This is a genomic window from Bradyrhizobium sp. AUGA SZCCT0105 (assembly GCF_018129565.1).
GTDB lineage: Bacteria > Pseudomonadota > Alphaproteobacteria > Rhizobiales > Xanthobacteraceae > Bradyrhizobium.
In genome coordinates this window covers 35,483-59,900 of record NZ_JAFCMK010000011.1, presented here as the reverse complement: position 1 = coordinate 59,900, position 24,418 = coordinate 35,483, and the positions used below count along the sequence as shown (strand labels likewise).

General features: G+C 61.2%; 29 protein-coding genes. 11 read left to right on the top strand and 18 right to left on the bottom strand.

What is annotated here, in order from left to right; all coding sequences use genetic code 11:
* The first annotated feature begins 5 nt into the window (after positions 1 to 5).
* From JQ573_RS34595 to JQ573_RS34575, 5 genes are all read left to right on the top strand, one after another.
* A complete protein-coding gene (locus tag JQ573_RS34595) occupies positions 6 to 1,214 on the top strand; it encodes an MFS transporter (RefSeq protein ID WP_212319218.1) in 1,209 nt (402 codons plus the stop codon).
* Positions 1,215 to 1,328: 114 nt separating this feature from the next.
* Positions 1,329 to 1,742 (top strand): heavy metal-responsive transcriptional regulator, encoded by a 414-nt coding sequence (locus JQ573_RS34590; RefSeq protein ID WP_212319220.1) that lies wholly within the window; start codon positions 1,329 to 1,331, stop codon positions 1,740 to 1,742.
* Entirely contained in the window at positions 1,739 to 1,999 is a 261-nt protein-coding gene (locus JQ573_RS34585) for a thioredoxin family protein (protein ID WP_212319222.1), read from the top strand. The genes JQ573_RS34590 and JQ573_RS34585 overlap by 4 nt, the downstream gene beginning before the upstream one ends.
* The gene (locus tag JQ573_RS34580) at positions 1,996 to 2,694 is read left to right on the top strand and encodes a cytochrome c biogenesis protein CcdA (RefSeq protein ID WP_212319223.1); all 699 of its coding nucleotides are present in this window, start codon (positions 1,996 to 1,998) and stop codon (positions 2,692 to 2,694) included. The genes JQ573_RS34585 and JQ573_RS34580 overlap by 4 nt, the downstream gene beginning before the upstream one ends.
* Before the next feature lie 175 nt (positions 2,695 to 2,869).
* Positions 2,870 to 3,154, top strand: coding sequence for a cation transporter (locus tag JQ573_RS34575; RefSeq protein ID WP_212319225.1), 285 nt, complete (start codon positions 2,870 to 2,872; stop codon positions 3,152 to 3,154).
* Positions 3,155 to 3,286: 132 nt separating this feature from the next.
* Here JQ573_RS34575 and JQ573_RS40705 read toward each other — a convergent pair whose 3' ends face one another.
* Positions 3,287 to 3,430: a GDCCVxC domain-containing (seleno)protein gene (locus JQ573_RS40705; protein ID WP_312011729.1), complete on the bottom strand. Its 144-nt coding sequence runs from the start codon at positions 3,428 to 3,430 to the stop codon at positions 3,287 to 3,289.
* A gap of 119 nt (positions 3,431 to 3,549) precedes the next feature.
* Between JQ573_RS40705 and JQ573_RS34570 the strand changes: the two genes are divergently transcribed.
* From JQ573_RS34570 to JQ573_RS34560, 3 genes are all read left to right on the top strand, one after another.
* Entirely contained in the window at positions 3,550 to 3,819 is a 270-nt protein-coding gene (locus tag JQ573_RS34570; RefSeq protein WP_212319227.1) for a flagellar biosynthetic protein FliQ, read from the top strand.
* Positions 3,820 to 3,951: 132 nt separating this feature from the next.
* The gene (flgF, locus tag JQ573_RS34565; RefSeq protein WP_212319229.1) at positions 3,952 to 4,686 is read left to right on the top strand and encodes a flagellar basal-body rod protein FlgF; all 735 of its coding nucleotides are present in this window, start codon (positions 3,952 to 3,954) and stop codon (positions 4,684 to 4,686) included.
* The gene (locus tag JQ573_RS34560) at positions 4,687 to 5,409 is read left to right on the top strand and encodes a nucleotidyltransferase domain-containing protein (RefSeq protein WP_212319347.1); all 723 of its coding nucleotides are present in this window, start codon (positions 4,687 to 4,689) and stop codon (positions 5,407 to 5,409) included.
* A 27-nt stretch (positions 5,410 to 5,436) separates the two neighbouring features.
* Here the strand turns inward: JQ573_RS34560 and JQ573_RS34555 are convergent, their stop codons facing one another.
* From JQ573_RS34555 to JQ573_RS34485, 15 genes are all read right to left on the bottom strand, one after another.
* The gene (locus tag JQ573_RS34555) at positions 5,437 to 6,744 is read right to left on the bottom strand and encodes a type II restriction endonuclease (RefSeq protein ID WP_212319231.1); all 1,308 of its coding nucleotides are present in this window, start codon (positions 6,742 to 6,744) and stop codon (positions 5,437 to 5,439) included.
* A 125-nt stretch (positions 6,745 to 6,869) separates the two neighbouring features.
* Entirely contained in the window at positions 6,870 to 7,124 is a 255-nt protein-coding gene (locus tag JQ573_RS34550) for a PilZ domain-containing protein (RefSeq protein WP_212319233.1), read from the bottom strand.
* A 46-nt stretch (positions 7,125 to 7,170) separates the two neighbouring features.
* The gene (locus JQ573_RS34545) at positions 7,171 to 7,788 is read right to left on the bottom strand and encodes a cytochrome c (protein ID WP_212319235.1); all 618 of its coding nucleotides are present in this window, start codon (positions 7,786 to 7,788) and stop codon (positions 7,171 to 7,173) included.
* On the bottom strand, positions 7,785 to 9,014 hold the full coding sequence (locus tag JQ573_RS34540) for an OpgC domain-containing protein (protein WP_212319237.1): 1,230 nt from the start codon (positions 9,012 to 9,014) through the stop codon (positions 7,785 to 7,787). The genes JQ573_RS34545 and JQ573_RS34540 overlap by 4 nt, the downstream gene beginning before the upstream one ends.
* A gap of 51 nt (positions 9,015 to 9,065) precedes the next feature.
* A complete protein-coding gene (locus tag JQ573_RS34535; RefSeq protein ID WP_212319239.1) occupies positions 9,066 to 9,395 on the bottom strand; it encodes a four-helix bundle copper-binding protein in 330 nt (109 codons plus the stop codon).
* A gap of 27 nt (positions 9,396 to 9,422) precedes the next feature.
* The gene (locus JQ573_RS34530; RefSeq protein ID WP_212319241.1) at positions 9,423 to 11,351 is read right to left on the bottom strand and encodes a DUF4396 domain-containing protein; all 1,929 of its coding nucleotides are present in this window, start codon (positions 11,349 to 11,351) and stop codon (positions 9,423 to 9,425) included.
* 30 nt (positions 11,352 to 11,381) lie between these two features.
* Positions 11,382 to 11,711: a DUF305 domain-containing protein gene (locus tag JQ573_RS34525; RefSeq protein WP_212319243.1), complete on the bottom strand. Its 330-nt coding sequence runs from the start codon at positions 11,709 to 11,711 to the stop codon at positions 11,382 to 11,384.
* Positions 11,712 to 12,022: 311 nt separating this feature from the next.
* Entirely contained in the window at positions 12,023 to 13,009 is a 987-nt protein-coding gene (locus tag JQ573_RS34520; protein ID WP_212319245.1) for an FkbM family methyltransferase, read from the bottom strand.
* Between the two features lie 69 nt (positions 13,010 to 13,078).
* A complete protein-coding gene (locus tag JQ573_RS34515) occupies positions 13,079 to 13,381 on the bottom strand; it encodes a copper-binding protein (RefSeq protein WP_212319247.1) in 303 nt (100 codons plus the stop codon).
* Positions 13,382 to 13,406: 25 nt separating this feature from the next.
* The gene (locus JQ573_RS34510; RefSeq protein ID WP_212319249.1) at positions 13,407 to 13,904 is read right to left on the bottom strand and encodes a plastocyanin/azurin family copper-binding protein; all 498 of its coding nucleotides are present in this window, start codon (positions 13,902 to 13,904) and stop codon (positions 13,407 to 13,409) included.
* Positions 13,905 to 13,946: 42 nt separating this feature from the next.
* A complete protein-coding gene (locus JQ573_RS34505) occupies positions 13,947 to 15,335 on the bottom strand; it encodes a multicopper oxidase family protein (RefSeq protein WP_212319251.1) in 1,389 nt (462 codons plus the stop codon).
* Positions 15,336 to 15,346: 11 nt separating this feature from the next.
* On the bottom strand, positions 15,347 to 16,810 hold the full coding sequence (locus tag JQ573_RS34500; protein WP_212319253.1) for a TolC family protein: 1,464 nt from the start codon (positions 16,808 to 16,810) through the stop codon (positions 15,347 to 15,349).
* Between the two features lie 9 nt (positions 16,811 to 16,819).
* Positions 16,820 to 17,110, bottom strand: coding sequence for a hypothetical protein (locus JQ573_RS34495; protein ID WP_212319255.1), 291 nt, complete (start codon positions 17,108 to 17,110; stop codon positions 16,820 to 16,822).
* A gap of 78 nt (positions 17,111 to 17,188) precedes the next feature.
* A complete protein-coding gene (locus JQ573_RS34490) occupies positions 17,189 to 17,602 on the bottom strand; it encodes a hypothetical protein (protein WP_249132640.1) in 414 nt (137 codons plus the stop codon).
* 138 nt (positions 17,603 to 17,740) lie between these two features.
* On the bottom strand, positions 17,741 to 18,016 hold the full coding sequence (locus JQ573_RS34485) for a metal-sensitive transcriptional regulator (protein ID WP_212319259.1): 276 nt from the start codon (positions 18,014 to 18,016) through the stop codon (positions 17,741 to 17,743).
* Positions 18,017 to 18,069: 53 nt separating this feature from the next.
* On the opposite strand from JQ573_RS34485, the gene JQ573_RS34480 reads away from it, so the two are divergent.
* From JQ573_RS34480 to JQ573_RS34470, 3 genes are all read left to right on the top strand, one after another.
* On the top strand, positions 18,070 to 20,511 hold the full coding sequence (locus JQ573_RS34480) for a heavy metal translocating P-type ATPase (protein ID WP_212319261.1): 2,442 nt from the start codon (positions 18,070 to 18,072) through the stop codon (positions 20,509 to 20,511).
* A 62-nt stretch (positions 20,512 to 20,573) separates the two neighbouring features.
* Entirely contained in the window at positions 20,574 to 21,491 is a 918-nt protein-coding gene (locus JQ573_RS34475; RefSeq protein WP_212319263.1) for an NAD(P)/FAD-dependent oxidoreductase, read from the top strand.
* Positions 21,492 to 22,995: 1,504 nt separating this feature from the next.
* On the top strand, positions 22,996 to 23,247 hold the full coding sequence (locus tag JQ573_RS34470) for a hypothetical protein (protein WP_212319265.1): 252 nt from the start codon (positions 22,996 to 22,998) through the stop codon (positions 23,245 to 23,247).
* Positions 23,248 to 23,419: 172 nt separating this feature from the next.
* Here JQ573_RS34470 and JQ573_RS34465 read toward each other — a convergent pair whose 3' ends face one another.
* Together JQ573_RS34465 and JQ573_RS34460 are read right to left on the bottom strand one after the other, a co-directional pair.
* Positions 23,420 to 23,713 carry a hypothetical protein gene (locus tag JQ573_RS34465; protein WP_212319267.1) on the bottom strand — a complete coding sequence of 98 codons (294 nt, stop codon included), beginning with the start codon at positions 23,711 to 23,713 and terminating at the stop codon, positions 23,420 to 23,422.
* 259 nt (positions 23,714 to 23,972) lie between these two features.
* The gene (locus JQ573_RS34460; RefSeq protein WP_212319269.1) at positions 23,973 to 24,161 is read right to left on the bottom strand and encodes a hypothetical protein; all 189 of its coding nucleotides are present in this window, start codon (positions 24,159 to 24,161) and stop codon (positions 23,973 to 23,975) included.
* Positions 24,162 to 24,418 lie beyond the last annotated feature (257 nt).

The following is a 24,418-nucleotide window of genomic DNA, read 5'->3' as shown; positions in this document are numbered from 1 at the left end:
ACACAGTGACGCAAGACATCAGCGAGACCCAGCGCGAGCGCCTGCTCCGGGCACTTTCCGCAGCCACCTTCGTGATTTTCTTCCAGGCGTTCATGGTCGCGCCGCTCATCCCGCGGCTGGCGGAGACCTTCGCGGTCTCGCCGCAAGAGGCCGGGCTGATCGTGCCGGCCTACCTTTTGCCCTACGCAGTCGCAACGCTCGTCTACGGCCTGCTGGCGGACCGGTTCGGCGTATGGCGGATTATGGTCGGGTCATTAGCGGCCTTCTCGGTCTTGACTGCAATGACGGCCACTGCGCGCTCGGTCGAGGAGCTCGCGCTTTGGCGTGCCGTGACAGCCTTGGGCGCCGGTGGCGTCGTGCCGCTTGCGTTGACCCTTGTCGGTCGCCTGTTTCCTTATGAACGCCGCGGCAGGGCGCTCGGATGGCTGTTCGGAGCTATGGCGGGCGGCATGGCCTTCGGCTCGACCTTTGGAGCGGTTCTCGAACCGTTCATAGGATGGCGTGGCATTTTCGTTGCCGTCGGCGGAGCAGGCGCGGGCGTCCTCCTTTTTCTGATCCCCCACCGCCATGTCATCGGCGGCGCCGGGCAAACCATCGGGGGCGGCCTTGGCGAGCTGTTCCAAGGCTACAGAAGCCTTCTCGCGACGCAGCGAGGCGCGCGGACCTACGGCTTTGTCTTCATCAATTCCATCTTCCATTCGGGAGTATTCACCTGGCTCGGCCTCTATTTTGAACAACGCTACGGTTTCGGGCCCGTGGGCATCGGATTGGCGCTCCTTGGATACGGCGTGCCGGGCTTCCTGTTCGGGCCCGCAATCGGCCGCTTGGCGGACCGCTACGGCCGCGCACGTTTGCTCCCGATAGGCCTCCTGTGCGGGGCGCTCGCTGCGGCGGCTTTGATCATCGAGGCTCCCCTCTTGTTGGCGGTTGCCGTCGTCACGCTCCTATCGCTGGGTTACGACATGACCCAGCCCCTTTTCGCTGGCATCGTGACCGCGTTGGGCGGAAAACGTGCCGGACAGGCGATGGGATTGAACGTGTTCACGCTCTTCATCGGCTTCGGCCTCGGCAGCCTCCTCTTCGGCGAACTGCTTCGCCACCGCTTCGGGATGGCCCTGGGCCTGTTCGCCGGGGTCGAATTGATCTTGGCGCTAGTGTCCTTGTGGTTGTTTCGTTCCGAGGCTCCCGCGCCGGCCAATACCGCCGGGCGGTAACGAAGTCTTGTTCGAACGGTCTGGCTCAGGGGCCGCGACAGGCGGCCCATCCCTCATGATCAGCTTGACCTTCGAGTATGCTCCAAGGGTTACAACGCGTGCTGGAGAGACTGGATGTTCACCATCGGCAAATTGGCTTCCCTCGCGAGCGTCAGCAACGACACGCTGCGGTACTACGAGCAGGAGGGTCTCATCGAGCCTGCGGGCAAAAGCCCCGCCGGCTACCGGTTGTACGACGCGGATTCGGCGCGGCGCATCCGCTTCATCAGGCATGCGCAGAACTGCGGGTTCACGCTCGCCGAGATACGCGAACTGCTGGCTTTGCGGGGGCGCGACAAGGCGTGTTGCGGCGACGTCCGCACCCGGGCGGTCGAGAAGAAATTGCAGATAGAAGGCAAGATCCGAGCAATGAAGGCGATGTCCAAGGCGCTCGACCAGTTGATCGCGGAATGCGCGAACGAGACCCAGCCTGTGAACGAATGCACGATTATCGCTGCGCTGGAACGGACGGCCGGGGCAATGACATGAGGATCGAGATTTTCTATACGCCGGGCTGCTCCGAATGCGACAGTGCGCACGCCAAGCTCCGAGAGGCCGCGGAAGAGTCGGTGAAGGAGCTGGAATGGCGGGAACTGAATGTTCTCGATGATCTCGCCTACGCGGTGGAACTGGGCGTTCTTACGCTGCCGTCTATCGCCGTCGATGGAGTGCTCGTTTTCACGTCGATGCCGACGGTTGCGCAACTGCGTGAAGCCTTGATGAAGCGAAGTGGAGCGAGCACGTGATCGACGCGGACGCGCTTCGCCAAGCGGTGGAACATGCCGGGGTCGCCGCCGCGGGTATCGCGTTTCTGACCGGACTCCTTTTCAGCTTCAATCCGGTTGCTCTTGCTTCGATCCCGGTTTCGCTCGCTTACGTCACCAGAGGGCGCGACAAGGGCCAAGCGCTGGTCTTCGGCGCGATGTTCATCGGCGGCATGATCCTCGCCCATGTCGCTCTCGGCTTGATTGCCGGATTGGGCGGGAAATGGGCAGCGGACATCGCTGGAAGAGGCTGGGGACTTTTTCTCGGGCCGCTGTTGATATTGCTGGGTCTGATGTGGACCGGTTGGCTTCGGATACCGCTGCCGTCGTTCGGCTACCGGGCGAGCCGTCCGGCCGCCGCATGGGGAGCATTCCTGCTCGGGATCCCGTTCGCAATCGCGGTGTGTCCGGTGTGCACGCCGACCTTGGTGGTGTTGCTCGGTGTGACGGCGGGAATAGGGTCGGTTTGGCTCGGAGTAGTTCTGCTGCTCGCGTTCGCTCTCGGTCGCGCCGTTCCGGTCGCCATCGGCGCATTCGCCGTCGGTTGGCTAGAGAACCTCAAGCAGTTCGCGCGATACCGGAGGGGGTTCGAGATTGCCGGCGGCGTTGTCCTGATCGCGATGGGCTTCTACATGTTGAACGCGGTGTACATTTGGATTCCCGGCCTGGCGATCTGACCATCTTGAGCGCCACAAGCCTGGCCCTCAGCGCCGGGGTCGAGGTGCGCTCTCGCAAGAAGCGAATACGATTTGGAATTTCCCGATCCCGGCGTTGTCCCCGCAATGCTTGGCGTCCCGCATTTACCTGCTTCCCTTTCCTTTGGCCCTCGCTGACTTTGGATGGAGAGACTCGATGACAAGGTTCACAACGTCGCTGGCGCTCGGATTGCTCATTGCTTCCTCTGGCTTCGCGATGGCCGAGCAACGGACCATCACCTTGGCGGTAGACAACATGTACTGCGAGGCGTGTCCTTACGTGGTAAAAAAGACGATCGAGAAGGTTTCTGGCGTCTCGAAAGTCATCGTTTCGTTCAAGGAAAAAACTGCAGTCGTTGTGTTCGATGATGCGCAGGCAGAGGTGAAAGACCTAACGAACGCGACGACCGGCGCCGGCTTTCCTGCGACACCGAAAAGCTGAGAGGAAGCAACTGAGCGTGAAGCGAACTAAGTTTGATGACGAAAAAATCGTTCGCGTCGATTACCCAAACTGTCTTGTCGACCGCGACGAGAGAGGTGCCCTTCATCTGCGACGTGACGCACGAAGGATCTTTTAGATCCTTCCTGCGCGTCGCAACACGCCCGGCCTTCGCCTACCGGTCGCTGCGCTTGCATAAGCGGATGGCAAGTTCCCGTAGCTGCAGAAGACACAGCAATTTCCCGTCTTTGGCTTGAGACGTTCGCCGCAGCCTTTCAGTCGTAGGAAAACTGGCAGGCTCTGCTGGGCATAGATTCCAGCGCACGATGCAGCTAATTGTTAACCAATTGTTAACCATTTGGGACGCAAAAGATTGTACTGCAGCAAGGAGATTCTTCATGAACGGTCTCGAAGTGATGGGCGCTGCGCATGATGCCATCATTACGGTCGTTGTGATTTCTGCTCCCTTGTTGATCGTCGGCACGGTGGTTGGCGTTGCAGTCTCGCTGTTCCAAGCCCTGACGCAAATCCAAGAGCAGACGCTCATCCAAACCCCCAAGATCCTTGCGACATTCCTTACTTTTCTGATCGCCCTACCCTTTATGGCCGAGACTTCGCATAACCAATTTTTGCGAATGGTTGCGCAAATCAGCGCGCCCACTAATTGAGCGCAAGGATAATCCGGCAGCGTTTGAGCCTTTGAACGGCGCAAGCCTGGCAATGGCCTAACAGTTGGAAGGCGCGGGGTTTGGAAATCTGCTACGCTTGGCCGCAACTGAACAGGCTGATTCGGCGGTCATATGGGCGAGACCACGATTATCCATCTGTCGAGACTGATCGCGCTCGAACGGAGGTTGGACAACGTTGCCAACAACGTCGCCAACGCGGATACGACCGGCTTTCGCGCGCGCCAGCTTTCCTTTCAGGAATATCTCTCGCCGGCGAAGGAAGGCGATGCCGACGGTAAGAAGGAGCGTCCCGTCTCGCTGGTCAATGCAGGATTCCAATATCCAGATTCCTCCGGAGGCGCCATTCAACTCACCGGCAACCCTCTCGACGTCGCTATCGTCGGCGACGGTTATTTTGCCGTTCAGACGCCGCAGGGAGAGCGCTACACGCGGGCGGGGGCGCTCACGGTCGACGCGACGGGACGTCTGGTCACTATGGAAGGCCAGGCGATACTTTCCCGTAGCGGTCCGATCACTATCGCGCCCGAAGAGCGCTCATTGACGATAGCCGCCGACGGCACCATCAGTTCCCGGCAACGGATTGTCGGCAGCCTTCGCCTCGTTCGGTTCGACGGCCCGCTTCAGGCAGTGGGTTCCAACCTATTTCAGAGCCAGACTCCTGCTCTCGATATCCCGACGGGCGCCGTAAGACTCTCGGTCGGAGCGCTGGAGAAATCCAACGTGCAAAATGTCCAAGAGATGAGCCGATTGAGCGAGGTAACCCGGTCCTACGAACAGGTTGGCGGGCTCCTCAAGAATTCGCAGAGCGTCGACGATCTCAACAAGCTCGGAACCGTCCCAGACTGAATCGTTCGCGAACAAGCCGCCATCGCCTTCCAACGGGACCGCCTCGTCGCCGAACTAAAGCCGGCATCGATTTGGCTCTTCGGCAGCAGGGCGCGCGGCGATGCGCGTCCCGACAGTGACTTCGACCCGCTGGTCGTGCTTCGGGACGGGCTCCCCGTCGAGAATTCGCATTATGCCGTAGCCCGGCCAGTTGTGGCATGCGGCTTGGGCTGCGACATCGTTCCGGCTTCCTGGTCCACATTCGTCGGAGAGAAAGACGTGAAAGGGTCCTTTGTGAACGCGATTGTTTCGGAAGGGCGCGAGGTATACCGAGCCAGAGCGTCAAGGAAGTCGCTAGTCTCGTCGACGAGATCGACGATTACCGACGGGACCGCGCGACCGCGCCGAAACCGAAATAATCTCTGTTCGGGCATCCCTCCATCCCTGCTGCTCCCAACGACGACCCGCGCCGGAGGAGCCTCCAGATTGACAAATCCCCGGGAGCGTGCCCCCGGACACTCGCCTGCCCCGAAAAGCCTCCCACGAAGGTCGCGGCGGGCCCACAGGCCTATCGGTCCATACCTCCGCGGCTTTCGGGCGCAGCGTCCCGCTCGTTGCGACCCGTCGCCTTTGCCCGAGTTAGTCGGGCCAGTCGTCGTCGCGGGCCGCAGGCCGGCCCTCGATGTCGGATCGAAGTGCCCGCATTCGAATCCCGTCGGCATTGCCCAAGGGCGGATGTCGTAGCTTGCGGCCCAAGAGCCAAGAGCGCCCTCAAACGTTGCCGGCGGCGACTTGGGCAGTCGAACCGATCGGCCTGATCGGCCGTGCAATCGCCAGGATTCCCTTGATGCCGTTGCCGAAGCGCGCGATGGCATCGCGGTGGTCCCGCAACTCGCTGTACGGCAGATAACGCAGATTGAGTTCGCCAACACGCGAAAATGCCGGCCTGGCGAATTGCGCACGCACTTCGTCTTCGCGGTCGTCCGGGGCGACGAGGAAGAAGTTGCGCGCTGCGGCACCGTCGATGCCGAGCGCCAAGTCGAGCATCCGGACGATCCCGGAATAGATGCTCGTCGTGTGCTCCACCTCGAACGCGGCAGCGACATCGCCGCCGGGTTCGATCCAAAGCACATCTATAAGACGGATAGCGTCCGCAGCGGCGGCTTCGGACAGGGCGGCCGGCAGCCTATCGAGACAGCCGTCGGCCAGTCGTCCCTCCTTGTACGACCTCGCCCCGTCGTTCGATGCGATCCAAACCTGAAAACCGAGCGCGACGCCGAGATCCCGCAACCACCCCTGGATTTCGGTGTGGGTATGATCCGCTTCGCGCGCCGCTGCTGCCGCTTTGGATGACACGGCGGATTCCGCGCGAACTTGTTCAAGGTCGGTTTTCCAACGATCGAGGGAGCCTTCGTGTTCGCGTTCCGGAAGCGGATAGCGTCCGGTGCCGACTTCGAACAGAAACGCTGCCGCGGCCCCGAGATCATTGGAGAGCAGGTTCCGGTACTGTGAGTTGAGCGACAAGATTCCGCGGCGCATGGCAAGATACTGCTCCCACCGGCCCAATTTCACATCCGCTCCCGTCAGGGCATTGTATCCCCTCACGATGGCGGTGTTGAATGGCGGCGCGATCGTCGGATGCAGGAAATACAGCAGATTCGCCGCTGCAGGACCGAGCCCCTTGATCGCTGCGCGGTCAAGGGTCTGGATCGCTTCGATCACATGTTCCTCCGTGTTACAGCAGAGACAGGTATCGAGAAAGTTCCCGAAGGCCACCTGGTTGGGCCGGCTTTCGTATATGTCCGGGATTCTCAGCTTGGGCTTCCACATGAATGCATGATCGGCGCCTTTGAAGACCTGCCGCTGCTCGGCAATTGAGTCGAGTACGGTCTCAAGTGAAGATCCCCGGTAGGCATTGCCGAACGTATCGGCCCTGATCTCGGCGATCACCTCCTGAAGTCCGCGCCTGATCGATCGGAAGTTTTTTATCCGCGCGTCCCACAGAAACCATGTCCGGTACGTCGCCGCCTCATCATCCCGCCAATGGCGTATGAGATCCCCAACCCAAGTTTGGTCCATTCGCTAAGCCACCCCATTCAAAATTCCGCGGGGGCTGATTCGCCATCGCGCCCCTGCTAACCTGCCCCTCGTTCAGCCTAACCAATATACCGGACTTGCTCCTCTCCGCACAGTTAAGACGACGCTCAGGGGTTGTCCTTCCGGTCTACGAACCGGACGCCGATCCGCTTCTCCTTGCGCCAGATCACCCGGCATCGTCGCCCGCCGCCTTCGAGCTCGAGGACGATCGAGTCGGGAATTCCGATCGGCGACGCCACCTCGAGCGAGGCGCCATTGTCAGAAAGGTTTCGGACCGTGCAGCTAATCGCCCCTCCTCCGAAGGAAATGGTGGCGGCCTTCAAAACCCTGTGACGCGGCGCCGACCTGTTGTCCTCTACCATCCGACATCCTCCGCTTGCCTCCGGCCGACTATCGTTCGCTTTCGGCTCAGTGCTTGTGTTCGCCCTTTTGTTCGGTCTGCATCCTCATCCCGGCCCCGGACTTCTCGCCTCTTTCCGGCTTCTTGCCGTCACCCTTGTCCATGGATTCCATCTCTTCGTCCGGAGGCGCCCTCGCGACCATGTCCTTGTAATGCTCGGCGGACAGGCCAGGCAGTCGGGTGACGAATGCAACGATGCTCCAGATGGTCGCATCGTCATGCCCGAGACCCCAGGCCGGCATGCCACTCATCTTCAGTCCGTGCTTCGTGACCCAGAACACGGTCTTGGGATCGAAACGCTGCTCGGAAAGATTGGGCGGCTTGGGGTAGAGGCCCGGTCGGATTTCCGAGTCCGTCTGTTCGGGCGCGAGATGGCAATTCACGCACATTGCCGCATATTGCCCTGCTCCCTTAAGAACAAGCTGTTCGTCCTGAAGGTCGGGAAGCTCGATCCGGCTTGCGCGGACTGCGATGGAGCGGTTGCGAACGGTCTCCATCACTTTTCGCGTGATTTCCCAATGCGGCGTGTCCGCGCCGACATCGTAGAAGCCGTAGCCGACGTAGAACAGAATTCCGCCAAAGAGAGCCACCGCAGCAAGGACCGCAACACCCAATCGTCTCGTCATTTAGCATCTACCTTTTTTGGCTGTTGAGGGTGCTCGCAGTGATCGCCGGGTGCGGCGGCTGGTTTTGCGGATGACGGCGGCCGGTCCAGCGAACGCGACCAGGTCCGGTAGAAGGCGACGCACGACATCAGCATCAGACCGGCGGCGCTGACCGCGACTTGAGCGGCCAATCCATCCGAATCCATTTCGAGGATGAAATGGCCGACGAACGACAGAAGGATACCGACGCAGAACACTTCGAGGGACCGCTGACCGCAGACGATCAACGGCCGCAGCACCGCGGAACGCAGCCCGCTCCAATCGGCCGGAACCAGACGGACCACGATGACGGCCAGCGCAAGCAAGTGCAGCAGCCGGTAAGGCGCGAGGTTCGTCTTGTCGTTCGGGACGAACCATTCGAGCACGCCGGCGGGAAGAAGACCCGTCGTGCCAAGACGGTTCGCGAGCGTCACGACGGCCGCAAAGACGACGAAAGCGACGCTCGCCGCAAGGACGGCACGTGACCGCACCAGCACCTGAATCCACGCGCGACCACCCAAGGCCGCCCACGCACCCAGCGTGAACAGAAGCTGCCAGGCGAACGGATTGAAGTACCAGCCGCCGGAAGGATAGGCCGAGAAGTTCCAACCGAAGAGGCGTGCTGCCAGGTAGACCGCGGTCGAGGCCGCCAACGCCGCATGCGGCCACCGCATCATGGCGATCAGCAACGGCGGGAAGCCGGCCATCAGAACGATGTAGAGCGGAAGGACATCCAGATTGAGCGGCTTGAACTTCAGCATCAGCCCCTGCGTGAGCGTGGCGACAGGCTGCTCGATGAGCCCGGCGACGTTGAATTCGTCAAGAAGGTGCGAGTGCCCGTAGCGCTGCGCGACATATCCGATCGCCGCGGCGTAGAGGACGAACAGCAGGACGTGGGCGACATATAGCTGCCAGACGCGCCGCATCAGCAGAGCCGTTCCGGCGAGCATTCCCTGTGCGGATATCCTCCGGGCGTACACGAACGCGGCCGTGTAGCCGGAGATGAAGACGAAGATGTCGGCGGCGTCGCTGAACCCGTAATTTCTTGTCGTCAGCCACGCGATCGAGTTGTTGGGAATGTGATCGAGAAATATCGCCCAATTCGCGAGCCCGCGAAACAGGTCGAGACGCAGATCCCGCCCTCGCGGCGAAGCGACCTTGGAGGTTGTGATTGTACTCTTGACTTGGTCCGACGAAGCCACTGCCATGGACGGTTCGTCTGGCTGGAAACTTCTAACCGGCTGCAAGGTCGGCATCGATCAGCTTGCCATCGCCCGGCAGCTTTCGGCACAACGCGCACATGCCGTCACGCAATCGTCCATGCCGCCGATGCGTTCGCAGTCCGCGGCGCATTCGGTGCATATCTCGGCGCACTCTTCGCAGACGTGCGCATGGTGGGGCGAATTCAGAAGCATGAAGTGCGCCGCCGTGCGGCACATCTCGGAGCAGGCCATCATCAGCCGGAAATGCTGGGGCGCAACGTGTTCGCCGCCCGCCTCCAGGCAGTGCGTCATCGCCGTCCCGAGGCACGTCTGGTAGCAGCGCAGGCATTCGTCGATGCACGCCTGCATCTCTTTGCTCATCTTCATCTGGTCATCTCCTTCGTTGTTGCCGCCCTATTGCACGTTCAGGACCAGCATGAGGCCTCCGCCGCCATGCTGCTCGACGTTGTTGTTTGCCGTGTGATGCGGAATGTGACAGTGCACCAGCCATTTGCCGGGCTTCCGCGCCGTCCAGACCACGTCGTAGCGCTGGCCCGGACCGACGTTGACCGTATCCGCCTGGTATCGCGCGGTGTTCTTCAGGTTCACCCCGTCCACGGCGACCACTTCGAACGGCCCGCCGTGCACGTGCATGGGGTGCACGAAGTTGTTGTTCGTGCCGATGAAGCGGAGCTTGATGGTCTGCCCGACCTTCATTGCGACGGTGTCGGTGGACGGATAGGCCTTGCCGTTGATGGTGAAGTAGTTCGGCAGCGCCCCTTCCATCAGCATGGCGGGATAGGTCAGCCACTCCCGCTTCAGCCACTCCTGTAGCTGGATCGTGTAGTCGAGGTCGGCCTTTACCTCGGTCGAGGCATCCTTCGGCGTGATCAGCAGCGCGCCGTAAAGCCCGAGAGCCTGCTGGCGGTCCGGATGATCATGGCTGTGATAGAAATATGTGCCGCTCTGGCCCACGTCGAATTCATAGGTGTATGAACCGCCCGGCGGCACCGGATCCTGGGTGACCTTGGCCGGTCCGTCCATCTCGTTCGGGACGATCAGTCCGTGCCAGTGGACGGTCGTGCTCTCGGGAAGCGCGTTGCGGAAGTTTATCCGCACGCGGTCCCCCTCCGTCACCTGCAGCCGCGGTCCCGGGACCTGCCGGTTGTAGGCGTAGGCTTCGACCGCCACGTCCGGAAGGATGTTCCAGCGGATGATCTCAGCCTTGATGTCGAAAACCTTGATCCCGTTCTCGATGCGCGGCGCAAGGACCTTGTCGCCCCTCGCATCGGGCGCGGCCACGTAGGCCACCTGACGCGGCTTCACGGCGGCCATGTCCTTCATCGCCTCGCCGGGTAGATCGAAAGTGTTGATCATCCCCGGCGGCATGATGGAGCCATCGACGTCGCGAGCGCTCAATCCGAGGTTGACCAAAAAGCCCGGAATCACCATTCCGGAGATCAAAAGAAACGACGTAACGCCGGCGAGCGCAGCCAGTTGCGGCGTCGTCGCGTCGCCGTCCATCCGATGGCCGCCGCCATGGGACACTTCGCGGTCGGTTGCCCTTTTTGCGCTCTGTTGTCCGCCATGCCCCTCCATTTGGCTCATTTGCTCATCCGACATTCGACCCGTCTCGGACTTCATTCCGGACATGTCGTCCCGTTCGCCGGGTGCCCCCGGACGTTCGGTCATCAGTCCGTGCTTGATCTTCTTCTTCACCATCCAAACGTTGAACGGGTAGGCGGTCGTGAACCCGACCATGACGCCGATTGACATCACACCCCAGAAGACGAGTTCGAGCGGATCCATCGCCCGCATGTCCCGGCCCATCATCAGCAGGCTCATCGTCGGCGCCATTCCCGCCATCATCGCGTTCATGCTGATGAACTCCGGCATGAAGCTCTTGCGGACGTTCTCCCAGTAGGATCCGCCCATCGTCTTCATCATGAAGAGGGATTGGAAAATGAACAGCCCGAACGAGAAACCCGCGATGTATTCGACGATTAGGTCGATCCACATCGGAAGGCCCAGCAGGGCCGTCACGGTCGCCGCCAGGATGATGCCGGTCGCGTCGCCGGCGACGCAGTGAATCGTGCTGCCGACGCCCTGCTTCCAGAGCGGCGAAGTGAAATGCTCATGCTCGCCTGGACGGGGCTCCTTGTCCGCGAGCACGTAGAGCAGCAATCCGAAGGGACCCATGTAGAGCGTGACGAGAATGAAGCCCCATTTCATCACCGTCGGCTCGGGATTGCCGTTGAACTGGTCGAAAGCGACGTACGCGGTAGAGCCCGCCGCGAGGATGAACCAGGCGATCAAAAAATAGTCGTACGGAAGTGCGATCATGGTTGTCCTCGCGTCTTAGGGTCAGGCCATTCAGCCGCCGTGCTTGCCGATCCACTCCTTGAGCATGGACTGCTCTTTCGTCTGGTCCTTGATCGCCTTTTCCGCCATGTCGCGGATCATGGGATCTTTCGTCTCCTTCAAGACCGTCTGCGACATGTCGATCGCACCTTGATGGTGAGCAACCATCATCTTCGCGTAAGCCTTCGTCGGATCCGGATCCATTCCCTTCTTCATGTCGGCATCCATCTTCTCCATCGACTTCATGTAGGCGTGACCGGCGTCGTCGGCGAACGACGGCACCGAGAGCGCAAACAAGATCGCGACGGACGCAACGGACTTCTTCAGGGTATTTCGTGTCATCACATTCTCCATTGTTAGAAAACACTCTCGCAAACAGCTTGTGCAAACCGTTGTTCCGCGAGGCCCGAAACTAAGAGACCGGTCTTACCGATGCCGTCGGGACAAGCGAGGGCATGCGCGGTCGAGGGACCTCGCAAAGAGTCGAAACGTCCAAGGTCAGATCATGGTGGAGCGCTTGGGGGACCTCATGCTTTTTCGTGCAACGACATTCATGCGACGTGGCGGCTGCCGACCACTGGTCGGACTGCCGAATGGTAATCCTTGTGACTCCGCCTCCTGTGACGAGCGGCAGACATGACGCAACGAAACGATCAGCGATTCCTCCAGGTTGCCGCGAGGATCCGCTCTTCCCACAATGTGCTGGAGGTAGCGAAGACGTTGTAGCCGACCCACGCGTGCTTCTTGATCTGATCGAGGCGTCCGACGCCCTCCAGTCGGATGAAACGGCACAGCCCGGGGTCGAACACGAAAACGCGTAGAGACAGTTCATCGATGAGATGACGCGTGATGCCGTGCGTCCGGTCGAGGCCGTGCTCTTCGCAGATGACGACGCAGTCGCGCCGCAATAGGCCTTCGGCGCCCGCCAGCGCCGCGATCTCCACGCCCTCCACGTCGAGCTTGATGACGACGGGAAGCGCCGTGTCGATCAGGCCATCGGCGGCGAGCCCGTCCAATGAAACGATCTGCACGGCTTCCGGCTCGTTCTTCTTCAGCGTCAGCGTTCCAAAGGCTTCATGTCGTGCCCCAGTGATGCGCGCAAAGCCGCCGGATCTATCGCCGACCGCGGCGTTCAGCCATCGGAAACGGCCGCCGTTGAGGCGTGCGTTTCTGGCCAGCCGCCTTGCGTTCTCAGGAGATGCTTCGACGGCGAGAGCCGCTTGCCCGCCGAAGGGCGAGCTGGATGCCAGCACGGACCAGTAGCCGAAGTTCGCCCCGCAGTCGACGAAGGAGTATCTGAGGTCCGCCGCACTTTTTAAGAAGGCTTCGATCTCCTCTTCATAGTCGTATTTCGGGTTGAGAATCCTGCTCCAATATCCGTCGCAGAACGGAATGGCAAAGTCGGCATCATCGTTCAACCGGACGATGATGTCGCGATCGGCAACGACGGTCGCGACCGCCTTGCAACCGAGCCTGAAGCCGCGATGCCCGTAAGGTCGCGTGATGACGGATCCAGCCTTCAGGGCGAGCACCGCCACCCGGTCAATCACGCCCGCTCCGCTCAGCATTCCGCTTACGCGATCGAAGACTAGCGGTCGTTCGGCCGCAACTCCGTCAGCCTGGCGCAACGAGGCATCCATCCATTCCCTCCAAAATCCGCTTTTCGGCCGGCGCCGCTCGCTCAGACGGCGGCGCCGGTCGTTCCGGCGTTACTTGCCCTTCTGCATCTTCGTGATCGTGATGCCTGCGGTCGCCCGCTCGGCCTCGAACTGCACCTTGTCGCCGACCTTTACCTGCTTGAGCATCCCGGGGTCCTGCACCCGGAAAACCATGGTCATGCCGTCTTCGTCCATGTCGAGGTTCTTGATAGGACCGTGCTTCAAGGTGATCTTGCCGGCGCTCTCGTCGATCTTCTTGACCTCGCCGTTGGCCATGGCGTTCTGCGCGAGGGCAGCAGCCGACGTTGCCGCCAGAATGACGGCGATAACTGATGCTGCAAGTTTATTTTTCATGACGTTTTCCTTGGTTTTGATGGAATCACTTGACGACGATCGTGCCGACCATGCCGGCTTCGCGATGGCCCGGGATAAGGCACGAATATTCGAACTCTCCGGGCTTGCTGAACTTCCAGACGATCTCGTCGGTCTTCTTGGGGGCAAGCCGCTTGCCGTTCGGGTCGTCGTGCTCCATGTCGGGATTCTTCTTCATGGCCTCTGCGTGCTTGAGATTTTCGGCGGTCGTCGCGAGTATGAATTCGTGGTCGAGTTCGCCGTTGTTGCGGAGCATGAATTTGACCTGCTCGCCCGTTTTGACTTCGATCTTCGCGGGCATGAACATCATCTTTCCGTCCATCTCGCCCATGGTCACCTGGACGATCCGGGCAGGTTTCTTGGCATCGCCGGGCTCGCCGGCGGAGAACGTCTCGTCGTGGCTGTGGCTATGCCCGGCCGGACCCTGGCCCGCCCAGACGGCAGTGCCGCCTGCCAGCAGCAGCGCCGCGATGGTCGAAGCGACGGTTTGATTGATGGTCTTCATTGGCTTCTCCTGTCTGATGTTGAGTTTCGAAAAGGCGTTGGGTCACATGTCCTTCATGTTCATGCCCTTCATGCCTTTCATTCCTTTCATGCCCTTCATTTGCGTCGTCCCGCCTTCGTCCTTGCCGCCATCCTGGCGGGGAGCCGCCGAGGCGGGCGCATCGACTTCGTATGCGACCGTGCCTTGCGGATTCTTGTAGGGGCCCGGATCCTTGTAATCGTCGCGGGCCATACCTTCCCGGATCTTCATCACGGAGAACATGCCGCCCATTTCGATGGGGCCGAACTGACCGGAGCCCGACATCATCATGAGCGTGTTATCCGGCATCGGCATCTCCATCTCGCCCATGGCCATTCCGGTCGAACCCATCACCATCGCGTCCGGAGCGAGCTTGCCGACAGCCTTGGCGAGATCCTTCTTCGAGACGCCGATCATGTTACGCATGTCGTGCCCCATGGCGTTCATGGTGTGGTGCGACTTGTGGCAGTGGAAAGCCCAATCGCCGGGATTGTCTGCGAGCACGTCGAAGACGCGTACGGCGCCGACCGGGACGTCGGTGGTCGTCTCCGGATATTGCGCGGACTCGGGTACCCACCCTCCGTCGGTGCTGGTCACCGCAAAGCTGTGCCCGTGCAGATGGATCGGATGATTGGTCATCGTGAGATTCCCCATGCGCACGCGTACCTTGTCCCCCAGGCGGACGGGCAGCGGATCGATGCCGGGAAACACGCGGCTGTTCCACGTCCACATGTTGAAATCGGTCATCTCGTTGACCTTCGGCAGGTAGGTGCCGGGATCGATGAGGTAGGTGCTCATGATGAACACGAAGTCGCGATCGACCGGCCGAAAGGTCTGGTCCCGGGGGTGCACGATGAACATGCCCATCATGCCCATCGCCATCTGCACCATCTCGTCCGAGTGCGGGTGGTACATGAACGTCCCGCTCGTCTTGATCTGGAATTCGTAGACGAAGGTCTTGCCGGGCTTGATGTGCGGCTGGTTGAGACCGCCCACTCCGTCCATGCCGTTCGGCACGATCATGCCGTGCCAGTGCACGGTGGTGTGTTCGGGCAGCTTGTTGGTGACGAATATCCGGACCTTGTCGCCTTCGACTGCCTCAATGGTCGGACCGGGCGACTGCCCGTTGTATCCCCACAGGTAGGCCTTCATTCCTTCGGCGAATTCGCGCACGACCGGTTCGGCGACCAGATGGAATTCCTTCCAGTCGCCGTTCATCCGCCACGGCAGCGACCATCCGTTAAGCGTCACCACCGGCCGATAATCGGGACCGGACGTCGGATGCAGCGGCGGCTGCATCACCGCCTTTTCCATGAAAGGCGCTTCCGGAATGTTGGCCGCCTGCGCCCGGCCGCTGACTGCGCTCGCGCTCATCAGCGCGGCCGTTCCGATGAATCCTCTACGCGATAGCATGCTCTTCTCCTTCAATGACCGCGGCCGCCGGCGGCCTGGGCCGTGGCGGTCTGACGGGACGGATTTTGGGATTCTCCCGAGCCGCCGCCGTTGACGACCGTCTGCAGGTCGGACTGGGCGAACCAGAAGTCGCGCTTGGCCTCGATCCCGGCGCGCAGCGATGCGATGCGTTGCCGTGCTTCAGTCAGCAGGGCGAACACGTCGATCTGCATGCTCGAGAAGCGCAGTTGCATCTCTTCGGTGATGATCTTCCGCAGCGGCAGGACTTCGCGTTGGTACTGGCCGGCGATTTCGTAGGTCGACCTGTAGACGCGGTAGGCGTCCCTCGCCTCCGAGCGTACGTTGATTGCCTTCTCCGTCAGGCGGTTGAACGACTGGTTGTAGGTCTCGGCCGCCTGCCTGACGCGCACCTCGCCGCCGTCGAAGATCGGAATCTGGAACTGGATGTCGAAGCCGCGTTCGCGGAAGGGCGCTGTATCGGGATCGCGCGTCTTGCGGTCGATTCCGGCCACGTCGAGGAGCGTCACGAACCGGCTCGCTTCCGTCAGATTGAGCGACCTTGCGAGGGCGTCGAGTTCGATCCGCGCGATCTGGAGGTCGATGCGGTGGCTGACCGCATCGACCTCTATGAATGGCAGTGCCGACGCGCGCCGCGGCAGCGCCGGCAGCGCATTCGGGATTTGGAAGGCGAGATCGCTGCCCCAAAGTCCCATCAGGCGCGCAAGTCGCTCGCGCGAACTTGCCGCCTCTTGGCGTATCGATCCGAGTTCGGCGGTGGTCTCGGCATAGAACACCTGCTCGCGCGCCTGGTCGAGCTTGTTGAGCGATCCGGTCTGGCCGAGTTTGAGGGCGAGCTGCGCGGTGGATTCCGCAGTGGATTTGGCGTCCGCGAGCAGTCCGACGAGTTCGTTGGCGGCGACCGCGCGGTAGTAGGACCGTCTGACTTCCGCGGCGAGCCGCAGCGTCTCGAGGGCGGCCCGCAACTGTGCCTGCCGGAAACGCTGACGTGCGATTTCCGAGCGGAATGGCAGGGTGGCAAGCGCCAGAATGTCGCCGACGACCTGTCGTTCAATCTCTACGGCGCCGCTGCCCGATATTCGCGAGATCGAAAAGGTGGGATTGGGCGGCAGGCTTTCCTGGACGAGATCCGCCTCCGCCAGCGCCAGCTCGTTGTATGCAGCCTGAAGGCCCCGGTTGCTCAGGAGCGCGACCTGGACCGCGCTTTCGACGTTCAGGGTCCGCCGAAGCAGCCGCTTGACCGCATCGTTCGCGACCAGAGCGTCGTCGGTGGTCCGGATCGAGATCACGTCCTTCTTGATGGTTTCGCCGGCGATGTCGGCAACGGCCGTCATGCCGCCGTCCGGAGAGAATGTTGCGCAACCCGAGAGCAGCAAAACCGCCGTCAGCGCAAGCAGGGCCGGTCTGCCACCATGTTCGGCCGGTCTGCGTCGCTCTTCATGAGAGTTTCTTGTCATGGCGCTCTCCTACTGCCCGGACTTCGGCGAAGGAGTGACCCGCTGATTCTGTTCCTTCCAGCCGGAAGGCGCGGTCGGCCGCATACTTGTGTACGGCGCGATGCCGGACCGGTAGCTGACGCCGGCGACCGGCACGTTCGGGTCGGCCGGATCCGCACCGACGAGCGGCACGGTCGGAAGGCATCCCCCCAGCGACAACGCCGCGGCCGCCATCCCCGCGATTGCCCAAAATCTATTGCCTAATATCCTCTCCACCACCGACCGAACGGCGGCGAGAATCGCCCCAAACTGCGCAAACATTTTCTTTTCCCGAACTGACGATGGACCACAGGCGCGCGTGCCCTCGACGGGGCACGGCACCGCGTAGCTTCGATCAGGTCAGGTGATGGGGGGACGATAGAGCCGAGGGGGAGCGTTGTCGGAGACGTTGCGGTAGCCTTCGACTTCGCACAGCGCCGTCGGAGTGGAAGGCATCACGATGTCGACGACCTTCGCCGGAATAGCGGTAACGCACATCAGCCCGCAGCATTCTCCGCCCGATGCATGCGGTGCCTTCTCCGGAGCCGACCTCGAATCCGATGCCGCCGTCATCGAATGGTTGCCGCCGCCGGAATTTACTTGCGCAGCGGCATGATCATGGATCTGGCCGTCGTCATGCACGTGCTGCAACTCGGAATGGACATGGACCATTCCGGGAACGTGATTCTCGTCCGTCAGACACGGGGCCGGAGCATGGACGCCCGGCAGCGCATAGGAGATCGTCGGCGCCAGTACGCACAGCAGATAGGCCAAGGCTACCAGCCACCCTGCTCTCAATCGCTTCGTTCTGGTCAACCGGACGAGCATGTAGATTTCAACGCCTTTTCGTATGTAGGCTTGCGAGCATAGCGGTGAAGCACCGGCCCGCCAAGATGGAACTTGTCGTTTCGCTCATCGGTCCGCCCGGCCGATGACGGCCATCAACTCAGCGATCTTCTTCCTCTGGTCCGTCTTGTCGCCGCTCGCGATGGCATGTTCGACGCAGTGGGAGACGTGGTCCTTCAGGACTTCCTCCTCGACCCGCCGCAGCGCGGCGCGGACCGCCGAAATCTGAGTCACGACGTCGATGCAGTAGCGCTCCTCCTCCACCATCTTGGAGAGCCCGCGCACCTGGCCTTCGATCCGGCTGAGGCGCTTCCGGCAGGATGCCTTGATGTCTTTTCGCATGAGTCCTATATACCCCTACACGGTATGGGTTGCAAGTAGGCATGGAGATCGAAATGGCTAACGAACTGAACGCGATGTCCCGAAGTGGATGCGAATGCTCCTCCAAGGCCGCGGGCGGGGCGCAAGCGCCGGCCGAGAAGAGCGGATGCTGCGGCGGCGGTGGCGCGCACGAAGACGGTCATGGCCATGCTGCCTCTGGGACCGGAGTCGTCGACCCGGTCTGCGGCATGACCGTCGATCCGGAAACAAGCAAGCATCGCGCCGAATTTAGGGGCGAAACTTATCATTTCTGCTCGGCCGGCTGCCGGACCAAGTTCGCCGCCACTCCGGAGCAATACCTCGACAAGGGAAATGCAGAGCCGCAGCGCGCCGACGTTCCGGAGGGCACCGTCTTCACTTGCCCCATGCATCCGCAAATCCGTCAGATAGGCCCCGGAAGCTGCCCGATCTGCGGAATGGCGCTGGAACCCGACCTGGTTAGCCTCGACGACCAACCCAATCCCGAACTGGCCGACATGACCCGCCGCTTATGGGTCGGGCTCGCGCTAGCGTTGCCGGTCGTCGTCCTCGAGATGGGCGGCCACCTGGTCGGCGGCCACAGCTGGATCGACCAGAACGTCTCGAACTGGATCCAGCTCTTCTTCGCCACGCCGGTCGTGCTTTGGGCCGGGTGGCCGTTCTTCGCGCGCGGCTGGCAGTCGCTGGTGACCCGCAATCTGAACATGTTCACCCTCATCGCGATGGGCGTCGGCGTCGCCTTTACGTACAGCGTCGTGGCAGCGGTAGCGCCCGGCATTTTCCCGCCCGCATTCCGGACCCACGACGGCGCGGTCTCGGTGTATTTCGAGGCCGCCGCGGTCATTACCGTCCTGGTCCTGCTGGGCCAGGTGCTGGAGCTTAGGGCCCGCGAGGCCACCTCCGGAGCGATCAAAGCCCTGTTGGATCTGGCGCCCAAGACCGCGCGTCTGGTCGACGAGACTGGCGCCGACCATGAAGTCCCGCTCGACGGTTTGAACGTCGGCGACAAGCTGCGGGTCCGGCCGGGCGACAAGGTGCCGGTGGACGGCCTCGTCGTCGAGGGACGCTCGTCGCTCGACGAATCGCTGGTGACCGGAGAATCGATGCCGGTCACCAAGGGGACCGGCGACAAGGTGATCGCCGGCACGCTGAATCAATCGGGCGGGTTCGTGATGCGGGCCGAGAAGGTCGGCCGCGACACCCTGCTTTCCCAGATCGTGCAGATGGTGGCGCAGGCGCAGCGGTCCCGCGCTCCCATCCAGCGGCTCGCCGACCAGGTGGCCGGCTGGTTCGTGCCCACGGTGATCGTCGTCGCCCTCCTCGCGTTCGGCGTCTGGGCGCTGTTCGGTCCGGAGCCGCGGCTCGCGTTCGGCCTGGTTGCGGCCGTCAGCGTCCTGATCATCGCCTGCCCTTGCGCGCTCGGACTCGCGACACCCATGTCCATTATGGTCGGCGTCGGACGCGGGGCCCATGCCGGCGTCCTGATCAAGAATGCCGAAGCTCTCGAACGCATGGAAAAGGTCGACACGCTGGTCGTCGACAAGACGGGGACGCTGACCGAGGGCAAGCCGAAAGTGGTCTCCATCGTGCCCGCAGCGGGTTTCGACGAGGAGGAAGTTCTGAAGCTTGCGGCGAGCGTCGAGCGGTCCAGCGAACATCCGCTTGCCGATGCGATCGTCCGTGCGGCGAAAGAACGGAATCTGGCGCTTGCCGACGTCGAGGAATTCGATTCCCCGACCGGCAAGGGTGTATCCGGCAAGATCGACGGCAAGCTGATACTGCTCGGCAACGCCAACTTTCTCGAATCCGCGAGCGTTGCGACACAACCGTTGGAGGCGCAGGCAGAAAGGCTGCGCGGCGACGGAGCGACCGTCATCGATATCGCGGTCGACGGCAAGCTTGCCGGCGTTCTGGCCATCGCCGACCCCGTCAAGGCCTCGACGGCCGATGCGCTGAAGGCGCTCGCAACAGACGGCATCAAGGTCATCATGCTGACCGGCGACAACCGGACCACGGCAAACGCGGTCGCGAAGCGCCTGGGCATTTCCGACGTCGCGGCCGAGGTGCTGCCGGATCAGAAGAGCGCCGTCGTCACCAAGTTGCAGAAGCAGGGACGTATCGTCGCGATGGCCGGCGACGGCGTCAACGACGCGCCCGCGCTCGCGGCGGCGGATGTCGGTATCGCGATGGGGACCGGAACGGACGTGGCGATGGAAAGCGCGGGCGTGACCCTGCTTAAAGGTGACCTCGGCGGCATCGTCCGCGCCCGTCGCCTCTCCCAGGCGACGATGCGCAACATCCGGCAAAACCTGTTCTTTGCCTTCATCTACAACGCGGCGGGAATTCCGATCGCCGCGGGCATCCTGTATCCGACGTTCGGATTGCTGCTGTCCCCCGTGATCGCCGCGGCTGCCATGGCTCTGTCGTCGGTGAGCGTCGTCGGCAACGCGCTTCGGCTCAGAACGGTCAACATCTAGCGACCACGGATTCGCGGCTTCCGCGATCTCTTGCGCGAACCAATTCGGAAGGCCGTCACGACATGTCGCGAAAGAACGAAGAGGATGTCGATTGTCTGATCGTCGGTGGCGGCCCCGCCGGGCTGATCGCGGCGATCTATCTGGCCAGATACCGCCGGCGGATTGCGGTCATCGACGGCGGCAACAGCCGCGGCGCACTCATCCCGGTCAGCCACAACTATCCCGGCTTTGCCAACGGGATCAGCGGCCCCGACCTCCTGAAGACGCTACGGTCCCAGGTGCGGGAATTCGGAGTCTCCATCCACAACGGTCACGTGACGGATCTTGGCCGATCGGACAGCGGCTACGTCGCGACCCTGGACGCAACGAGAATTCGCGCAAGCCGCGTTCTGCTCGCCACGGGCATCGTGGATGTAACTCCAGAGTTTCCCGGCCTCGATCGGGCCGTATCGGACGGCGCGATACGCTACTGTCCGGTCTGCGACGGTTATGACGTGCGCGGTGAGCGGGTCGCCGTGCTCGGCCGCACGCGGAAGTGCTTCGAAAAAGCGCTCTTCATGCGGACCTATTCGCGCGACGTGACGATGCTCGATATCGGCGACCCGGCGGATGCCGGCAGCGACGCTGTTTCGGCGCTCGCTGCGGCCGGCGTCCGTCGCCCCATGGAGCCGGTCGTCCGGTTGGAGCGCGACGGACATCGCGTTTCCGCCCTATTTCGCGGCGGTCATCGCGAGACTTTCGACTCGATCTATCCCGCGCTCGGCTGCAACGTGCGTTCCGAACTCGGAACGCGGCTCGGAGCGCAACATAATGCGTCCGGCTGCTTCAAGGTCGACGAGCACCAGCGTATCACCGTTGACGGTCTGTATGCCGCGGGAGACGTCGTATCCGATCTTCATCAGATTGCGGTCGCCACCGGACACGCCGCGATCGCTGCCACGCACATCCACAACTCTTTGCCCCGCAATTTTGCTGATTAAGCCGGTTCGCGGCCCCGCGAGGTAGCCGCTGGCTCGTTGGAACGGCGATCGCATTCTTCTCCAATCCGTCATGGGAACAAATTGTGCCCTTCTTGCAAGGGGTGAGCTCACAATTCGAGAAGCACCCAAAATCCCGGCAGACTGTTCGAACGGCCGTAACGGAGTTTCGCGCAATCGCTCTCCTGCATCGACGGGTATTACGATCAAAGATCGCCATGTGCGCCGCCGATCATCCGCTTCCGCGCCCATCTGAAGACGAGGTTGCCAATTTAGTCGCTAGTTCACCGACAAGATTTCGGAATACGGTACGAGTGTCAAACAACTGCCGCGAAAGCACGCCGTGCTGCCGCACGATTGGTATCGCCTATTGTCCCAGGAAGTGGGACGAGTCATCGGGCTTAAGTCGGTTTCACCAATGATGGTGGTGGTGACCGTAACCGCCGCCAAACCCGAAGCTTATGCTGGGCCCGTAGCCATAACCATACCCTGGACCGTAGCCATACCCCGAGCCGTAACCATAGTCGGAATAGCCGGGCTGCACGTAGTAACGCCGCTGAATATACCGGCGTGAATTGTAACAACGTCCATAGCGGTCACATATGAGGTGAACATTTTCGACAAGGGGGTCAGGCTGCATCGAGGACGCGGTAGCCATCTTCGCGAAAGGAAGAGCCGACGCAGGACTGGCCATCGCGATACCTAAAAGCGCCGCAGCACTCATGAGCCAAGAACGGGTCATTGATTCCTCCCTTTTCCATAATTTGCAAACAATAAAGCCCCAGCCTCGATATAGGTTCCCTCAACCAATCTCTACTGTGGACCAACGTCCCCCCCTACGTCACGGCTAGATTCATGCACTACGGACGCTTCGAGGCTTGTTGGGTTCATGATATTTAATCGACTCTGCATCGCAAACCGGCGAACGCCCTAGATGGTATCGGTCAAAATCGCGGTCGTAGTCGACGCGAACCGGGCGCCGTTGGAAGATGAACCCGGATATTCGCTCTAACGTTCCTGTTTACGCATTGATCTGGAAAACGTGACGAGATCCGGCTTGGTGATGACGGGCATCTTCTGGACATCGTCCACTCGCGCAGATGTGCCGGTTTGAACCCCGCCACCTGATACTCGGCGCAATAGACCGGGATGTCCGGTAAGCCACTCGACCAGTACTTTGATGCGCGCGAGCCGCTATTCGTTCGAAACCGGGAGGACCGCCGCCGATGCTGCGAGCCACCGGCTCGATGGGATCGAGCACACGAGTATTCGGCCTTCTCAACGAGAGGAGTTGGCTGTGCTGCACCGAAACTTTTAGCAACTGGAAGGGCCGATATTGGCCTACGGTCACGGCGTCCAAAACCGCTAACCGCGTAGCAGATTTGAAAAAACGCATATTTTCAACATGTATAAATACGGAAGTTGAGGAAGTCGCTGGATACTAGTCTCCAAACGTTTCTCAGCTTCCGTATTTTGTATCTACAATGACCAGCGGCGGAAATTAGTCGTGTCGGTCGCCGTGGTGGTCATCATGATGGTCATCATGCCCATGATCAATCTGAACGTGGTGATCATCATGCCCATGATCGATTTGAACAACCGGATGGTCGTGATCATGATCGTGGTCATGCCGGTCGATTACCGGATGATCGTGATGATCGCCGTCGTGATCGTGACCGGCATTAACGCCGACGCTAACGCCTCCGGGACCAACATCAAGGTGCTGGGCGAAAGATACGGTGGGAAGTCCTACCGCTAATCCAAACACGACGGCAAACGGTGCGAGATATTTCATTTCGAAGCCTCCTTGCTGAAAACCATGAGGCTGTAATGTGTCAGCCGTGATAACGTTCCCAACTGTTAAGCGCTCGAGGATGTCTTGCAGCAAGGAACCTGGACACCATCGCAGCAGAAGTTCCTCTTGTGCACGCTCACTCGCAAACTCTGCGGTAAAAGTGGCGCCCGTATTGGTCGTGATCTACGACTTGATAACACCTTCTGACATATCTGTGTTCATGCGGTATGCCGTTGTCATGAAGGTAGTGATTATACTCGTGCGCGTCGCCTTCGTCGCCATGTGAATGAGGGATGCCGTTGTCGTGCAAGAAGTGATTAATTCCTCCTCCATCGTGATGATGGTCTTCGTCGTCAGCCTTCGCTGAACCTCCAATTAGTGCAAAGCTCATGGCAACGCCGGCAATCAAAGCTATTTGAAGTTTCGACATCTTCCCCTCCCTTAACTATTTCTGCGATCGCTTGGACTCCAAAGATGGAAAAAATAAGTCCTACCGTCTGAGTGTATATCCCACCGACTTTACCTAACTCGGACATGCGAATATTGTTCAACTTTACACTCGCGCTAGCCGATGGCGCAATCGGCTTCTGGAAAGCCGTCGACGAGGGTCAGGATCCAGCCGCGGTCGAACTTGGCCCGCTTGCATGCTTGCAGCGTGACGCGCGCGCCGAGCGGCAGCTATGCGCTTCTCAAGCAAATCGCGGATCCGCCTTGAGCGACTGCCCCTCGGTCTGAAAGACGATGCGCTGATTGGTCGTCTCGCTAAAACCCGCGCCGCGCACTCCCGTCGCCTTCTTCGCCGCGGTCAGCACCTCGTTGAGGGTCAGATTGTATCGAATGAGCTGATCCGGATGGACGGGCAGGAGGGCGAGGACCATCTCGGATGATAGATCCATGAACATCGATACGAATCCCTCCTCCCGCGCGGCCAAGAAGAGAAGCGGATTGGGCCCGCCGAGCCCGAGCGAGGCCACTATGCGGAGGCCGTGGCCTGCTGAAGGTCGGATCCGCGCATGCCGCCGGTGCCGTGCGAGACCGCGCCGAGCGGAAACTCCTCGGCGGCACGCCGGCGAGCAGGTCTCAAGGCGGTTCTGATACTCAGTGTAGGTACCTCGATTGCCGGTGCTGAGTGTCC

What these genes read in the sequence shown, in the direction of transcription:
- JQ573_RS34520 (WP_212319245.1), bottom strand. Translation starts at nt 13,009, where the DNA reads ATGGATGCCTCGTTGCGCCAGGCTGACGGAGTTGCGGCCGAACGACCG.
- JQ573_RS34510 (WP_212319249.1), bottom strand. Translation starts at nt 13,904, where the DNA reads ATGAAGACCATCAATCAAACCGTCGCTTCGACCATCGCGGCGCTGCTG.
- JQ573_RS34505 (WP_212319251.1), bottom strand. Translation starts at nt 15,335, where the DNA reads ATGCTATCGCGTAGAGGATTCATCGGAACGGCCGCGCTGATGAGCGCG.
- JQ573_RS34540 (WP_212319237.1), bottom strand. Translation starts at nt 9,014, where the DNA reads ATGGCAGTGGCTTCGTCGGACCAAGTCAAGAGTACAATCACAACCTCC.
- JQ573_RS34515 (WP_212319247.1), bottom strand. Translation starts at nt 13,381, where the DNA reads ATGAAAAATAAACTTGCAGCATCAGTTATCGCCGTCATTCTGGCGGCA.
- JQ573_RS34480 (WP_212319261.1), top strand. Translation starts at nt 18,070, where the DNA reads ATGGCTAACGAACTGAACGCGATGTCCCGAAGTGGATGCGAATGCTCC.
- JQ573_RS34590 (WP_212319220.1), top strand. Translation starts at nt 1,329, where the DNA reads ATGTTCACCATCGGCAAATTGGCTTCCCTCGCGAGCGTCAGCAACGAC.
- JQ573_RS34535 (WP_212319239.1), bottom strand. Translation starts at nt 9,395, where the DNA reads ATGAAGATGAGCAAAGAGATGCAGGCGTGCATCGACGAATGCCTGCGC.
- JQ573_RS34550 (WP_212319233.1), bottom strand. Translation starts at nt 7,124, where the DNA reads ATGGTAGAGGACAACAGGTCGGCGCCGCGTCACAGGGTTTTGAAGGCC.
- JQ573_RS34460 (WP_212319269.1), bottom strand. Translation starts at nt 24,161, where the DNA reads ATGGTCCTCGCCCTCCTGCCCGTCCATCCGGATCAGCTCATTCGATAC.
- JQ573_RS34545 (WP_212319235.1), bottom strand. Translation starts at nt 7,788, where the DNA reads ATGACGAGACGATTGGGTGTTGCGGTCCTTGCTGCGGTGGCTCTCTTT.
- JQ573_RS34495 (WP_212319255.1), bottom strand. Translation starts at nt 17,110, where the DNA reads ATGTTTGCGCAGTTTGGGGCGATTCTCGCCGCCGTTCGGTCGGTGGTG.
- JQ573_RS34585 (WP_212319222.1), top strand. Translation starts at nt 1,739, where the DNA reads ATGAGGATCGAGATTTTCTATACGCCGGGCTGCTCCGAATGCGACAGT.
- JQ573_RS34500 (WP_212319253.1), bottom strand. Translation starts at nt 16,810, where the DNA reads ATGACAAGAAACTCTCATGAAGAGCGACGCAGACCGGCCGAACATGGT.
- flgF (WP_212319229.1), top strand. Translation starts at nt 3,952, where the DNA reads ATGGGCGAGACCACGATTATCCATCTGTCGAGACTGATCGCGCTCGAA.
- JQ573_RS34465 (WP_212319267.1), bottom strand. Translation starts at nt 23,713, where the DNA reads ATGTCGAAACTTCAAATAGCTTTGATTGCCGGCGTTGCCATGAGCTTT.
- JQ573_RS34570 (WP_212319227.1), top strand. Translation starts at nt 3,550, where the DNA reads ATGAACGGTCTCGAAGTGATGGGCGCTGCGCATGATGCCATCATTACG.
- JQ573_RS34530 (WP_212319241.1), bottom strand. Translation starts at nt 11,351, where the DNA reads ATGATCGCACTTCCGTACGACTATTTTTTGATCGCCTGGTTCATCCTC.
- JQ573_RS34525 (WP_212319243.1), bottom strand. Translation starts at nt 11,711, where the DNA reads ATGACACGAAATACCCTGAAGAAGTCCGTTGCGTCCGTCGCGATCTTG.
- JQ573_RS34575 (WP_212319225.1), top strand. Translation starts at nt 2,870, where the DNA reads ATGACAAGGTTCACAACGTCGCTGGCGCTCGGATTGCTCATTGCTTCC.
- JQ573_RS34485 (WP_212319259.1), bottom strand. Translation starts at nt 18,016, where the DNA reads ATGCGAAAAGACATCAAGGCATCCTGCCGGAAGCGCCTCAGCCGGATC.
- JQ573_RS34555 (WP_212319231.1), bottom strand. Translation starts at nt 6,744, where the DNA reads ATGGACCAAACTTGGGTTGGGGATCTCATACGCCATTGGCGGGATGAT.
- JQ573_RS34475 (WP_212319263.1), top strand. Translation starts at nt 20,574, where the DNA reads ATGTCGCGAAAGAACGAAGAGGATGTCGATTGTCTGATCGTCGGTGGC.